This window comes from Amorphus suaedae (genome assembly GCF_053629675.1).
Map to the genome: position 1 here is coordinate 1907978 of NZ_JBRJIT010000001.1, position 14338 is coordinate 1922315.

General features: G+C 68.1%; 12 protein-coding genes. 6 read left to right on the forward strand and 6 right to left on the reverse strand.

Features of this window, described 5'->3' with window-relative positions:
• The first annotated feature begins 95 nt into the window (after positions 1 to 95).
• Positions 96 to 2162 (forward strand): sensor histidine kinase, encoded by a 2067-nt coding sequence (locus tag AB7M35_RS08630; RefSeq protein WP_453958890.1) that lies wholly within the window; start codon positions 96 to 98, stop codon positions 2160 to 2162.
• 469 nt (positions 2163 to 2631) lie between these two features.
• Here the strand turns inward: AB7M35_RS08630 and AB7M35_RS08635 are convergent, their stop codons facing one another.
• The 5 genes from AB7M35_RS08635 to AB7M35_RS08655 form a co-directional block, all read right to left on the reverse strand.
• On the reverse strand, positions 2632 to 4008 hold the full coding sequence (locus tag AB7M35_RS08635) for an aminotransferase-like domain-containing protein (protein WP_453958891.1): 1377 nt from the start codon (positions 4006 to 4008) through the stop codon (positions 2632 to 2634).
• A 139-nt stretch (positions 4009 to 4147) separates the two neighbouring features.
• Complete coding sequence (locus AB7M35_RS08640; protein ID WP_453958892.1) at positions 4148 to 4537, reverse strand: DUF983 domain-containing protein; 390 nt, start codon at positions 4535 to 4537, stop codon at positions 4148 to 4150.
• A gap of 302 nt (positions 4538 to 4839) precedes the next feature.
• Entirely contained in the window at positions 4840 to 6186 is a 1347-nt protein-coding gene (locus AB7M35_RS08645; protein WP_453958894.1) for a TRAP transporter large permease, read from the reverse strand.
• On the reverse strand, positions 6183 to 6722 hold the full coding sequence (locus AB7M35_RS08650) for a TRAP transporter small permease subunit (protein WP_453958896.1): 540 nt from the start codon (positions 6720 to 6722) through the stop codon (positions 6183 to 6185). The genes AB7M35_RS08645 and AB7M35_RS08650 overlap by 4 nt, the downstream gene beginning before the upstream one ends.
• 128 nt (positions 6723 to 6850) lie before the next feature.
• Positions 6851 to 7897, reverse strand: a complete 1047-nt coding sequence (locus tag AB7M35_RS08655; protein ID WP_453958898.1) for a TRAP transporter substrate-binding protein — start codon at positions 7895 to 7897, stop codon at positions 6851 to 6853.
• 210 nt (positions 7898 to 8107) lie between these two features.
• Between AB7M35_RS08655 and AB7M35_RS08660 the strand changes: the two genes are divergently transcribed.
• Positions 8108 to 8857, forward strand: coding sequence for an SDR family NAD(P)-dependent oxidoreductase (locus AB7M35_RS08660; RefSeq protein ID WP_453958899.1), 750 nt, complete (start codon positions 8108 to 8110; stop codon positions 8855 to 8857).
• Positions 8858 to 8867: 10 nt separating this feature from the next.
• Here AB7M35_RS08660 and AB7M35_RS08665 read toward each other — a convergent pair whose 3' ends face one another.
• On the reverse strand, positions 8868 to 9404 hold the full coding sequence (locus AB7M35_RS08665; RefSeq protein WP_453958901.1) for a winged helix DNA-binding protein: 537 nt from the start codon (positions 9402 to 9404) through the stop codon (positions 8868 to 8870).
• A gap of 98 nt (positions 9405 to 9502) precedes the next feature.
• On the opposite strand from AB7M35_RS08665, the gene AB7M35_RS08670 reads away from it, so the two are divergent.
• Genes AB7M35_RS08670 through AB7M35_RS08685 form a run of 4 tightly spaced genes read left to right on the forward strand, consistent with a single transcriptional unit; the run spans position 9503 to position 14320 of the window.
• On the forward strand, positions 9503 to 11119 hold the full coding sequence (locus tag AB7M35_RS08670; protein ID WP_453958903.1) for an AMP-binding protein: 1617 nt from the start codon (positions 9503 to 9505) through the stop codon (positions 11117 to 11119).
• A complete protein-coding gene (locus AB7M35_RS08675) occupies positions 11116 to 12285 on the forward strand; it encodes a thiolase family protein (RefSeq protein ID WP_453958905.1) in 1170 nt (389 codons plus the stop codon). Before AB7M35_RS08670 ends, AB7M35_RS08675 begins: the two co-directional genes overlap by 4 nt.
• The gene (locus AB7M35_RS08680) at positions 12285 to 13529 is read left to right on the forward strand and encodes an SDR family NAD(P)-dependent oxidoreductase (protein ID WP_453958907.1); all 1245 of its coding nucleotides are present in this window, start codon (positions 12285 to 12287) and stop codon (positions 13527 to 13529) included. Before AB7M35_RS08675 ends, AB7M35_RS08680 begins: the two co-directional genes overlap by 1 nt.
• On the forward strand, positions 13526 to 14320 hold the full coding sequence (locus tag AB7M35_RS08685; protein WP_453958909.1) for a cyclase family protein: 795 nt from the start codon (positions 13526 to 13528) through the stop codon (positions 14318 to 14320). Before AB7M35_RS08680 ends, AB7M35_RS08685 begins: the two co-directional genes overlap by 4 nt.
• Positions 14321 to 14338: the final 18 nt, after the last annotated feature.

Consider the following 14338-nt stretch of genomic DNA (forward strand, 5'->3'; position numbering starts at 1 on the left):
GTCGCCCGAGCGCCTCCCGTGACGAGAGGCTCCGAAAATCCCTTACCAGACCGTACATCTATCCGAGACCCCCGGGCGATCGAAGCGAGAGAGTGATGCACCGCCGGACCAAACCGAAGCGTCCCCTCATCTCCCTCATAGCCCTCGTAGCCCTCATCGCCCTGCTCGTGATGGCCTTCGGCCTGCTCTCCAGCAACGATGCGACTGCTGCGGATGCGGATGTCATCGTCGGTCCGGGCTTTTCCCGAGAAGCTCTGACGGGCCACCTGTCGATGCTTCGGGATCCTCACCACCGGCTCGACCTCAAGGACGTGGCATTCGGAGCGGAACAGGACCGGTTTCGGCCTGTCCCCGGTCCGGTTGCCCTCGGTTATACACCGGATGCCGTCTGGTTTCGGACAACGCTCCGCCGCAACGGGTCCTGGCCTGCCGATCTCTTTCTGTGGCTGCAGCCGAACTTCCTGGATTCGGTCCGCGTCTACGTCCCGCGCACCGGCGATCCCTCATCAGCCGCCGATTTCGACATGACCGAACTCGGCGACCACGCCCTCTCCCGCGAACGCATCTTCTTCCCCCCGTTTCAGGCGATGAAGCTCGCCCCGCCGGATGCCGAAACGGTCGACATTTTCCTGAGAGTGGAGACCACCAGTTCGCTGACCATGCGGGCGACCGTTTCCAACCTGTCCGAACTGTCGCGCAGTGCCGCCAATTACAGCTTCACGCTGGGAGCGATCTTCGCATTTCTTGTCGCTCTCGGGCTGCTCCAATTCTACAACTGGACCCGTTTGCGGCAGCCCGTTTTCTTCTGGTACTCAGGCTTCCTGATCTGGCTTGCGGTGACGATCTATTCGCTGGGCGGCTTCGATATCGTCGGCGACAACCGGATTCTCGGTGTATTCGCATCCGACTACGTCGCCTTTATTGCCCTGTTGATGCTCCACTTCTTCGGCCTTGGGTTCATGTTGGCCCAGACCAACGCGAAGACACAGACTCCGTGGCTTTATTGGACGGGGCGGGCCGTCATGGGGTTCACACTGGCGAGCATCGTCGCCACGCTGTTCGGCTTCTACGGCGCCGTGATCGTGCCGAACATGGCCGTCATCATGGCCCTGCTGGCGGTGTTCGCGGCGGTCAACATCCGGCTGGCACTGAAGGAGAAGGTCGGCCGCACGGTTTCGGCCATCGCTTGCCTGGTCTACGCCGCCGTCATCATCCCTTACGATGCCGCGCTGATGGGCGTCGTGACACTGCCGCCCGCAGCGATGAATCTGAACGTGTTGGGCGCCGTCTTCTTCATTGCCCTGATGACGATCTCGCTGATGCAGCGCGCCAGCGCGCTGGACCGTCTGCAACGGGAGAGCGAGGAACTGAGGGTCGCGCGACGCGCCGAACGCGCCGCCACCGATCTCGTCCGGGTCCGTACGGAGGAACTCGTCGTCGCCAAGAATGCGGCCGAGACAGCGCTTGAACACGAGCGCGCCGCCCAGCGGGAGCAGGTGCGCTTCGTCGACGTGGTGACCCACCAGTACCGGACGCCGCTGGCTGTGATCCGATCCAGCGTGACGGCCCTTCGCCATGGCCTCGCCTCCAACGACGAAGCGAACCGCAAGCGCATCGGCCAGATCGAGACGGCCGTCCGGCGGCTTGTCGAGATCATGGACGTCTCCCTCGATCGGAGCCGAATGGAGGGGCACGCTGCGAAGGCCGACCGGCGCTCCGTGCCGGTCATCGCCACGGTGACGGATGCGCTGACCCGCAGCGGCGATCTGCTTCCGGGGCGGACGATCCTGTCGAGCTTTCACCGCATCGAAGAGGCGGACCACGCAAGTCTCGATCCCGACATGCTGGCAATCGCTCTTTCAAACCTTATCGACAATGCAACGAAATTCTCCGAGCCGGACCGACCGGTCACCGTACGCGTCGCCCGCGACGGCACAAACCTTTCAATTGAAGTCGAGGACGAAGGAATTGGCATTCCGCCGCACGAAGTCGAAAGGGTTTCAGAGCGTTATTTCAGGGCCTCCAACGCCGGAAGCGTTGTAGGTACGGGGCTGGGTCTGAACATCGTTCGGCAGATCGCTTCGGCGCACGAAGGTACGTTCGGCATCGAGACGCGCAAAGAAAAGGGCGTTGCCGCCCGCATTGTTTTTCCGGCGTTCTGAAGAGCCTCTCGCTGCGTCTCCGAGACGATGTGGTACAAAACCCTGTTCCTCATCGCGACGCCACCAGCTGTCATTCGGGCGATTGACGGATTGCGGTTGTCGCATGTCCGCATTCCATCTGCTTCGAAGCCAAGGGAAATGACCGCCGCGGGTGCCAGTGCCAACGTACCGTAGCAGCGCAAACGTCTGCTTCTGGCGATGTATCATCCTTGCGCCAACAGCCGATATGGGCGCGAAGCGGACCCACGAGGCGCTCTCGGAGGCAATGCCGACTCCGCAGGCGGTGCGATACTGGCGGTCGTAGCGGTCCCGAAGGGCACGGCCATCACCGCCCTTGCCGATGCGGCGGCCGACATGTTCTGCGCCTGTGTGGCCACCCTCGTTCTGCGCCCGTGCGGCGACCCTCGCGCGCGGCGCGCGCCTTCTCCAGGGCGGATGGGGATAGGAAGGCGGCCGCGCCCCGGCCGGCCTAAACGACGAACGTCGGGCCGGGCGACGGCCGCAGGATCAGATCGACGAGCCTGAGAAGAACGTCCTCGAGGTCGCCGCGATCGGGCGCCACCCCGAGGGAGAGCCGGACCGCTTCCTCCGGATGGGGGCACGTGGCGAAGGCCGAACTCGGCACGATGGAAATGCCGGCGCGCTCGGCGTGCCCGGCGAAATCGCTGGCCCGCCACGGGGCCGGCAGGCGCAGCCACAGATGATGGCCATGCGGATCGGCGGCGAAGTCGAGATCGGCGAGGATCGTGCGGGCGATAAGCTGACGGCCCGCGTTCTCCGCCCGAATGGAGGCGGTGATCCGGTCCAGGGTGCCGTCGGCGATCCAGCGGGTGGCGAGCGCCGACATCAGCGGCGGCGCCATAAGCACCGTCGACCGCAGGACGCCGGCGAGCCGCTCGGCCAGAGCCGCGGTCGGAGCGAGAACATAGGCGACCCGCAACGCCGGCGTGGCGCACTTGGACAGCGTCGCGATGTGCCAGGTGATCTCCGGCGCCATCTCCGCCAGCGCGGCCGTCCGCGTCGACCGCAACGGCGCGTACGGGTCATCCTCGATCAGAGCCACGCCATGCCTGCGGGCGGTCTCCGCCAGCCGCCGGCGGCGCGCCTCCGGAAGCGTGGCGGTCGTCGGATTGTCGATGCTGGGCACGACATAGAGCGCCCGCGGCGCGTTCTCCCGGCACAGCGTCTCGAACGCCTCCGGCCGGATGCCGTCTTCGTCCATCTCCAGCGGCTTCAGCGCCAGGCCCATCTGAAGCGCGATCGCCTTGAGGCCCGGGTAGGTCATGGCGCCGGCGGCAAGGGTATCGCCGGGGCGGAGCAGCAGCTCGCACACGGCGTAGAGCGCGCTCTGGGCGCCTGCGGTCACGATCACCCGCTCGGACGCGGCGTTGCCGATCCGGCCGCCGAGCCAGCTTGCGCCGGCCTCCCGGTCCGGGTCTGCGCCGGCGCTCGGGCGATAGTGGAGGTTCATCAGCCCCCGCGCGCCGCCCAGCACGTCGGCGATGCCTTGCGGGATGAGCGTCTCGAAGGCGACGTCGGCGGGCTGCGAGGGAATGTTCATGCTGAGGTCGAGCTGACCAGGCTCGGTGTCGCCGCGGTCGCCGCCGATCCCGGCGCGAATGAAGGTTCCCCGGCCCGGCTGGGCCGCCACCAGTCCCCGGCGGCGCGCCTCGTTGAAGGCCCTGGTCACCGTGGTCAGATCGACCTGGAGCGCCTCGGCAATGGCACGCTGCGGCGGCAACCGCTCGCCCTGCTCGACCCGCCCCGACCGGATGTCGTCCTCCAGCGCCTCGACGATGCCGAGATATTTTCGCCGAGCGGTCTCGGCCAGCCGCGGTGTCCACATGCAGCGTCTCTTCCGTCTGCCCGCGAAGCGGGATGTCCCGCCGATTGTATGGCCTGCGCGGCGCGACTTCGCCATACACCGGGGGTTTGCCGCCTAGGCGACGATTGCCGGCCGGTCGGGCCACCCCGGAAAGGTGAGGCTACTCGCCGCTGCCGACCAGCTTGCCCTCTTCGGCCTTGTAGTAGAACTGGCTCGCGACCAGCCAGCCCTTTAGCGGCCGCAGCGGCGGGATGCACGTCAAAAGGACGACCGGGAGCGAGACGAAGATGTGGAACCAGATCGACGGCTCATACGCGATCTCCGCCCAGACCGCGAAGAAGACCGACGGCACGCAGAAGAAGCAGACCACGAAAAAGGCGGGACCGTCGGCCGGATCCGCGAAGTCGTAGCTGAGCCCGCACACCTCGCATCCGGGCGCGAGCTTGAGGAAGCCCTTGAACAGGTGCCCCTGTCCGCAGCGGGGGCACCGGCCTTTGATCCCGACGCGCCAAGGCTCGAGCGGGGGCCAGTGTGTGGTGTTGCCTGCCATGGTTCGGTTGCCTTCCGTCTGCGCTGTTCGGGCCGGGATGCCGACTGCGGCCATCCCCGTCCTTCGCAAATGTCAGCATCACCCGATCCATACAATGCGACAAATTGTATGGGTCTATTCTGCGCGCGTATGGGAAAGCGGCCCAGGCCCTCCTGGCCACCCGCAACCGGCCTTGGCACGTGGAAGCGGAGGAGGATCTCGCCGAGGCCCGGATGGCTGAGCGTTGCGGGCCGTGGTGCGCACCGTTGGAGGGCTTCCAGCGAGCCCGGACGCTCGGGCGGCGTCCTGCCGGGTTCGGCCGCCTAGTAGGCGATCTTCGGCAGCATGAGGGCGAGCGACGGGAACGCCCAGACCGCGGCGAGTGCCAGCAGCTGCAGGATCACGAACGGCACGATGCCCCGATAGATCTGCAGCGTGGTGACGTCGCCCGGCGCCACGCTCTTCACATAGAAGAGCGCCATCCCGACCGGTGGTGTCAGGAACGATGTCTGCAGGCAGATCGCGATCAGGATCGCCACCCAGACCGGATCGAAGCCGAGCGACACGACCACCGGCACGGTCAGCGGCGCGATGATCAGCACGATCTCCATCCAGTCCAGGACGAAGCCGAGCAGGAACACCACCAGCAGCACCACGCCGAGCACGACTTCCGGCGCGAACGGCAGGCCGGTGATGGCGCCCTCGATGACCTCGTCGCCGCCGTAGCCCCTGAGCACCACCGAAAAGCAGCTGGCGCCGAACATCAGGGCGAACAGGAAGGCGGTCGTCTTGCCGGTGCCGTAGCAGACCTCCTTCAGCGTCTCCCAGTTGAGGCGGCGGTCGGAGGCGGCCAGGATGGTCGCGCCCAGCGCGCCGACGCCCGAAGCCTCCGTGGGCGAGGCGATGCCGAAGAAGATCGACCCGAGCACGGCCGCCATCAGCAGGATCGGCGGCACCAGCGCACGGACGAGCTCGACGATCGGGTTGCCGTCATCCTCGACCGGGGCCTGCGGCGGCGGGGCGAGATCCGGCCGGATTGCGCACAGGACGACCAGGTAGACCGCGTACATCAGCGCCAGCAGCGCGCCGGGGATGACCGCGGCCATGAACAGGTCGCCGACCGAAAGCCGCAGCTGGTCGCCCATCACGATGAGCATGATCGAGGGCGGGATCAGAATGCCGAGGCAGCCGGAGGCGGCCACCGTGCCAAGGCTGAGGGGCACGTTGTACCCTGCCCTGCGCATCGCCGGCAGCGCCACCGTCGCCAGCAGCACCACCGATGCGCCGATGATCCCGGTGGAGGCGGCCAGCACCAGCCCGATCAGCACCACGGAGAGGCCGAGGCCGCCGGGGACGCGCCGCATCACCCGCTCCATGGCCACCAGCAGCCGGCTCGCCACTCCCGACCGCTCCAGCATCAGCCCCATGAACACGAACATGGCGATGGGCACGAGGCTGTAGTTGGAGAGCGTCCCGAAGATGCGGTCCGACGAGAAGCCGATGAAGTTCGTCCCCGCCAGCACCTTGATGCCGATGCTCGGCAGCAGGTCGCCCAGGATGGCGAACAGGACCCCGGTGCCGCCAAGCACGAACGCCACAGGGAAACCGGCGAACAGCCCGCCGGCGAAGACCAGGAACATCAGGGCGACGAAGATGGCCTCTTGTGTCACCGCGACACCTGCCGGTCGGAGGCCTTCGGATCGCTCCGCAGCGTCAGGATGGCGCGGCAGATCTCGGCGACGCCCTGCAGCCCGAGCAGGAACACGCCGGCGAACATGAGAAACTTGATGATGTAGCGGGCGGGAAGCCCGCTGGGCATCAGCGACCCTTCGCGGATGGAGAAGGAGTAGGCGAAGGTGCCCCAGGCGAACCAGCAGATGCCGATGACGAACGGCATGAGCAGCAACAGCCCGCCGAGGAGCTCGAAGATCGCCTTGCGCCGGGGAGAGAAGTTGGCGTGCAGCACGTCGACACGCACGTGCGCGTCGTCACGGTAGGCGTAGGCAAGGCAGCCGAGGATGACGATGCCGTTGATGTGCCACTGCAGTTCCTCCATCTCCACCAGGCCGAGCCCGAAGCCGTAGCGCAGGACGACGTTGGCGACGATCACCAGCATCAGGACCGGCAGCAGCAGCGAAGCGGCGTGCCCGATGGCGCCGGTCACCTGGTCGATGGCTGCGGCCGTGCCGCGGAGCAGGGTGTTCATGGCGGGATGACGGCCGGCGCTGGAGCTGTCCGTTCGGATCGAAGCGGAACGGCTCGACGGGTTGAAGCGGAAGCCATTGCGGGCCGACCGGGTGTTGACCCGCGATCGGCCCGCCTGGGGAAACGGCGTCAGTCCTTGCCGACGTTCGTCCAGTCGGCGACGCTGGCGCGATAGGCCTCGAGCGAGTCCCAGACCCGCTTGAAGTCCGCGTCCTTCTCGGCCTGTTCAGCCATCACCTCGGCGGTCTTCTCCTCGAAAGCCGCGAGCAGCTCGGGAGAGAATTCGCGGATCTCCACGCCGTTCTCCTTGAAGGACTTCACGGCGGCGGCGTTCTCCGTGAGGGTGGACGTCACGCCCCACAGCATGGTTTCGCGGCAGGTGAGCTCGATCAGCTTGTGCTGGGCGTCGCTCATGGCGTCCCACTTGGCCAGGTTGATGATCAGCTCGTTGATGGCGGCCGGCTGGTGCCAGCCCGGCAGATAGTAATTCTTCGCGATGTCGTCGAACCCGATGATGGTGTCGATGGCGGGCATGGAGAATTCGGTGCCGTCGATCACGCCGCGCTCGAGGTTGGGGAAGATGTCGCCGCCGGCCAGCAGCACGACGGACGCGCCCATCTTCTTCATCACCTCGCCGGCCAGGCCGGCAAAGCGGAGCTTCAGGCCCTCGATATCGGCTTCCGTCTCGATGGGCTTCTTGTACCAGCCGCCGGCTTCCGCCTCCATCAGCCCGCAGGGCACGGTCATCACGCCCTGCTGCGCATAGATGCCGCGCCAGATGTCGAGGCCGCCGCCGTTGTAGATCCAGCCGAGGTACGCGATCGCGTCGGGTCCGAACGGCACGCCGCCGAACAGCTGCAGCGCCGGGAACTTGCCGGCGACGTAAAGCGGGGTCGTGTAGCCCGCGTCGAGCGTGCCGCGCTGGACGGCGTCGAAGATCTCCAGCGACGGAACGAGCTTGCCGGCGCCGTACAGCTCGATCTCGATCGTGCCGCCGGACGCTTCGTTGATCGCGTCGGCGAAGTGCTGCGCGTCCCGGCCGCTGGCCGGCAGCGTGAGCGGCCAGGCGCTCTGGACGCTCAGCGATACGGAATCCTGAGCCTGCAGCGGAGCGAACGAGGCGAACGCCGTCAGCGTCATCGCGGCCAGGCCGGCCACACCCATGGTACGGATCATATGCCCTTGTCCTCTGATTGATGATCTTTCTGGCGGTTGCCCACAAAGGCCCCGCCGCGTGCTTTCCATCACGTTGACGACCATCTCATATGGTAATTTAGCTTTTGACAAGTGCATTTTGTCCGGTAATTTTTGCATAGTGAGTTGCTCGGCATCGTGCCGCGGCGCGTCGCGACTGGAGTTGCTGCGGTGCAGGCTTTGGAAAACCGTGTGGCACTCGTCACTGGCGCCGCCGGCGGGATCGGCCGGGCATGCGCCCTGGCGCTGGCCGAAAGCGGCTGCCGCGTCGCCGCCACCGATCTGGACGCCTCCGCGCTCGACGGCCTCGTCTCCGACGTCCGGGGCGCGGGTGGCGAGGCGATGGCCTGCCGGCTGGACGTGACCGACGAAGCCTCGGTCGCCTCGGCCTTCGACACGGTCGGCGACACACTCGGCCAGGTGGCCGTTCTCGTCCTGTGCGCGGGGATCATGTCGGAGGGACGGGGCGCGGCCACCCTCGCCGACATCGAGCTCGACGAGTGGGAGCGGATCCAGGCGGTCAACACGCGCGGCACGTTTCTGTGCATCCGCGAATACCTGCGCCGGCATCGCGACAGGCCGGTGACCGGAGGGCGCATCGTCACCCTTTCCTCCGCCGCGGCCCAACTCGGCGGCTACCGCGGCGACCCCTGCTACGTGGCGTCGAAGGCCGCGATCCTCGGGCTCACGAAGATCGCCGCGCGCCAGGTGGCGGGCTCCGGCGTCACCGTCAACTGCGTGGCCGCCGGCCCGGTGAAGACGGCCATGTTCGACCGCGCCATGGATCCCGCCGGCGTTCCGGGGCTGGTGGAAAAGATCCCGATGGGCCGCGTCGGCGCGGCCGCCGATGTCGCCGCCGCTGTCAGCTACCTCGTTGGCGAAGGGGGCGCCTGGGTGACCGGCGCGACCATCGACGTCAACGGCGGCTACAGGATGCAGTGAGCGGATGATGTCACGGTTGACGGTGCATGATGAGATCGCCGGACTGGTCGTAGATGCCGATCATCACGTGCATCTGCAGGATCAGGCTGTCGAGGTTCTCGGGCGCCGGCGCGACCTGCTGGAACAGCCGCAGCAGCACCTTGCGCCGCTGTTCCAGGTAGGCGCCGATGATCTCGTCGCCGCGCGCGGAGACCGAGTAGGTCATGTTCTTGCGCGAGTTGCCGCGCTTCTCGATCAGACCGAGCTGGCCAAGCTTCTTCAGCCCGTACTGGATGTTCGTCATGTCGTCGCGGTGCAGCAGGCGGCCGATCTCCACCAGGCCCTTGGTGGTGCCGTTCATGTGCACGGCGTGCAGAATCGAGGCCTCGGTGCTGCTGAGGCTCACGTCGGACACGGAGCCGAGGCAGTCGCGCCGCCAGCGCGCGAACGCCGCGCCCAGATGCCAGATCGCATACTCGAACTCCGCGAACTTCGTTTCGTAGTCGCTGCCGTTCGACGCTTCGCCTTCGGCGGTCTGCTTTCGCTGCGAAGCCTTCTTAGCCGCCATCCCGAATTCAACCTTTCAACATGTCGCGCGAACCAGGTCAGATGACAGCGGAACAAGTCGCACTACCGCAAGAAAGTCAACGCGCCGGCATCGGCAGCGTGCACGACCTGCTCCGCGCCCAGGCGGCCCGGTTTGCGACGAACGATCTGTTCGTCCTTCCGGCCGACGTGCAGGCGCTCTGGTCGCTCGACCGGGCAAGCTGGAGCTACGCGGAGACGCTCGCCGAGGTTGAGGCGCTGGCCGCGCGCTACCGCGCCGCCGGCTACGGCGCCGGCCACCGGGTGGCGCTGCTCCTGGAGAACCGGCCCGCGCATTTCTTCCATTGGCTGGCGCTGAACAGCCTCGGCGCGAGCGTCGTTCCGGTCAATCCGGACTACACCTCCGACGAGCTGCGCTACCTTCTGGAGCACAGCGAAAGCTGCCTGCTCGTCCATCTGCCGGCGCGTGCCGGACAGGCGCACGAAGGCGGGGCCGGGCTGGCAGTGCCGCTGGTGGCCAGCGACGCCGACGAGCTGCCCCGGGCCGCCACGCCGGCGGGCCCCGCGCCAGCCGACCCGGCACGGGCAGAGTGCGCGCTGATCTACACCTCCGGCACCACGGGGCGGCCGAAGGGCTGCCTGCTGTCGAACGCCTATTTCCATGGCTGGTCGGACTGGTACGGCGCGCAGGCGGGCCACATCTCGCTGCGCGAGGGGCAGGAGCGGCTGATGACGCCGCTGCCGAGCTTCCACGTCAACGCCATGGGCAACTCCTTCATGGGAATGCTCGCCTCGGGCGGCGCCCAGATCATCATCGATCGCTTCCACCCGCGCTCCTGGTGGCGGACGGCGCGGGAAACCCGGGCCACCTGCTTCCACTATCTCGGCGTCATGCCGGCCATCCTGCTTGCGCTGCCGGAGGACGAAGGCGACCGCGACCACGGACTGCGCTTCGGCATGGGCGGCGGCGTCCATCCCGACCATCACGCGACCTTCGAGACGCGCTTCGGCGTGCCCCTGCTGGAGGGGTGGGCCATGACGGAGACAGGCGGCGCCGGCATCCTGTGCGCGGCCGAGGACCCGCGCCACGTGGGCGAGCGGTGTCTCGGTCGCCCCGACCGGCCGGGGCCGCCCGTCGAGACGCGGCTCGTCGACGACGCGGGGCACGACGTCGCGTCCGGGGAGCCCGGCGAGCTCCTGCTGCGCGCCCGGGACGACGATCCGCGCCGCCGGTTCTTCTCCGGCTACCTGAAGAACGACGCCGCGACCGACGAGATCTGGGCCGGGGGCTGGTTGCACACCGGCGACATCATGCGCCGCGGCGACGACGGCAGCCTGTTCTTCGTCGATCGCAAGAAGAACATCATCCGCCGCTCCGGCGAGAACATCGCCGCCGTCGAGGTGGAGGCCGCGATCGGCACCCATCCGGGCGTCGCGCAGGTGGCCGTCGTCGCCGTCCTCGATCCGCTGCGCGGCGAGGAGGTGCTGGCGGTCGTGGTGCCGCGCGCGCCCGGCGACGGCGCGGCCCTGGCCGACAGCATCTTCGAGCACTGCGCCGAGCGCCTCGCCTACTACAAGCTGCCCGGATACGTCGCCCTGCGCGACGCCCTGCCGACGACGTCCACCCAGAAGGTCCGCAAGGCCGATCTCGGCGACCTGATCGCCAACCTTGCCGAAGACCCGGCCTGCCATGACCTGCGCGCGCGCAAGCAGGCCATGCGGAAGGCAGCCGGATGACGCGTCGGAGAATGGGGTACGACGGCGTCGTCCTGACCACGCCCGTCAGCATTCCGTACGAGCGCTTCTCCGTGCGCGGCGCGCACTGGTTCCTCGGCCGCGCCATGCGCGAGCTGGTGCAGAGCTCCGGGCTGCCCAAGCAGCGCATCGACGGGCTGTGTGCCACGAGCTTCTCGCTGGCGCCGGACACGGCGATCGGCGTGACCGAACATCTCGGCCTGTCGCCGCGCTGGCTCGACTACGTGCCGCTCGGCGGCGCCAGCGGCATGATCGCGCTGCGCCGTGCGGCGAGAGCCGTGCAGGTGGGCGACGCCGATATCGTCGCGTGCGTCGCCGGCGACACCAACCAGACGGACTCCTTCCGCCGCTCGACCGCCGCCTTCAGCCAGTTCGCCCAGGATGCCGTCTACCCGTACGGCTCCGGCGGTCCCAACGCGAGCTTCGCGCTGCTGACCGACCACTACATGCGCCACTTCGATGTCGAGCCGGCGGATTTCGGCAGGGTGTGCGTCGCCCAGAGGCGGAATGCGCTCGACTTTCCCCATGCCATGTTCCGCTCCGAGCTGACCCTCGACCAGTACCTGAACAGCCCGCTCGTGGCCGATCCGATCCGTCTCTACGACTGCGTCATGCCCTGCGCGGGCGCCGAGGCGTTCCTGGTGATGCGCGAGGAGACCGCCCGCGAGAACGGGCTGCCCTACGTGCACCTGCTTGGCGCCATCGAACGGCACAACGCCTTCGCCGACGACCCGATCCAGGAGCGCGGAGGCTGGGCGGCCGACCGGGACGACCTCTTCGCCCAGGCCGGCATCTCCCACGACCAGATCGATTTCGTCGAAGCCTACGACGACTACCCCATCATCATCTTCCTGCAGCTCGAGGACCTCGGCTTCTGCGGCAAGGGGGAGGCCAGGAGCTTCGTGCAGGAGAACGAACTCACCAACGCCGGCTCGTTTCCGCTCAACACCTCGGGCGGCCAGCTTTCGGTGGGCCAGGCGGGGGCGGCCGGCGGCTATCTCGGCCTGGTCGAGGCGATCCGGCAGCTGAGCGGCCAGGCGCTGGGCGGACAGGTGCCCGACGCGCGGTTCGGCCTCGTCAGCGGGTTCGGGATGATCAATTACGACCGCGGCCTGTCGACCGGCGCGGCGGTGTTGGCGGCAGCGTGATGACCGAACCCGAGACCCATCCGAAGCACCGCAATCCGGTTCTCGCCCCGCGACGGCCGACGCTCCCGCCGGTGGCGCGCACCCGGCACGCCCTCGGCCTGAGCGCGGCGGCGGCCGTCGGGCGGTTCGCCCTGCAGGAGTGCCGCGACTGCGGCGCCGTCCAGTATCCGCCGCGCGAGGCCTGCCGCGTGTGCCTGTCGGACCGCCTCGAATGGCGCGAGCGCGACGGCACCGGGACGCTGCTGGCGACGACGGTCGTCCGCCGTCCCTACGAGCTCTATTTCCGCGACCAGGCCCCGTGGAAGACGGGCCTGGTCCGTCTCGCGTGCGGCGTCAGCGTCGTCGCCTTCCTGCACGGAGCCTGCCCGGACGCCCCCGGGCGGGTGCGCGTGCGTGCCTACCTGGACAGGGCCGGACGGGCCGTTCTCGTCGCCCTTCCCGAAAAGGATGTTCCGGACATGACCGACGACCCGCTGCTGAAGGTGTTCGGCAACGCGCCGAAGGGGCGCAACGTGCTGGTGACGGACGGCCGCTCCGAGATCGGCCAGGCGATGGCGCTGGCGGCCCTGAAGGCCGGGGCCAACACCGTCTGGGTCGGCGTGACCGAGCCGTGGAAGGCCCCGCAGGGTTTCAAGGCGCTGGAGGCCAACCCCGGAATCACCATGCTTCCGCTCGACGTCACCGAGGTGCAGTCGGTCGACACCCTCGCCGGACAGATCGGCGGGAAGGTCGACATCCTGATCAACACGGCGGAGTTCCACCGCACCCATTCGGCGCTGTCTCGGCGCGGCGTGGAGACGGCGCGGGCGGAGATGGAGGTGAACTATCTCGGCCTGCTGCGCCTCGCCCAGGCCTTCGGTCCCGCCATGTGTTCCCGCGCGGCGGAAAAGCCGAAGAACGCGGTGGCGTGGGTCAACATCCTCTCGGTCTTCGCGCTGGCGAACTACCCGCAGCAGGGGACGTTTTCCGCGTCGAAGGCGGCGGCCCTGTCGCTTGCCCAATGCCTGCGCTCGGACTTCCGCTCGTCCGGCCTGCGGGTCCTCAACGTCTTCCCCGGCCCGGTCGACGAGGACTGGAACCAGCTCGAGCTGCCCCCGAAGCTGGCACCGGACAAGCTCGCCTCGGCGACCATGCGGGCGCTCGAGGACGGGCTTGAGGATCTCTATCCCGACCCCGTCGCCCGCGACTGGCACGATCGCTGGCGCGCCGATCCGAAGGTGCTCGAGATGGAGCTCACGGCATGACGGTGCCCGCCGATGCTACCCTGGCCGGTCTGGTGGCGGATCTGGCCTCCGGCCGGCTCGAGGTCGTCGACCTCACCCACACCCTGTCGCCGGACTTTCCGCAGATCGCGCTGCCGCCGGAATTCGGGCAATGCGCCCCGTTCCGGATGGAGGAGATCTCCCGCTACGACGAGCGGGGCGCGTCCTGGTACTGGAACAACTTCTCCTGCGGCGAGCACACCGGCACCCATTTCGACGCGCCGATCCACTGGGTGTCCGGCCGCAACCTCCCCGACAACACGACGGACACGATCCCGGCCCAGAGCTTCGTCGGCCCCGTCTGCGTGATCGATTGCGTGCGCGAGTCCGATGCCGACGCGGATTTCCTCCTGACGGTGGACTTCGTGAAGCGGTGGGAGGAGAACCACGGCCGGATCCCGCCGCGCAGCTGGGTGCTGATGCGAACCGACTGGTCGAAGCGCACCGACCCGGCCGCGTTCCAGAACTACGATGAAGCCGGCCAGCACACGCCGGGTCCGGACCCCGACTGCGTGCGGTTTCTCGTCGACGAGCGCGACATCATCGGCTTCGGCACCGAGACCATCGGGACCGATGCCGGCCAGGCCGCGCACCTGCGCCCGCCCTATCCGGCGCATTTCTACCTGCACGGGGCGAACCGCTACGGCCTCCAGTGCCTGACCAACCTCGACCGCCTGCCGCCGCACGGCGCCGTGCTCATCTGCCCGCCGCTGAAGATCCGCAAGGGCAGCGGCAGCCCGCTGCGCGTGCTGGCGATCGTGCCGCGCCGCTAGACCTCTGGTCTTCCCCGG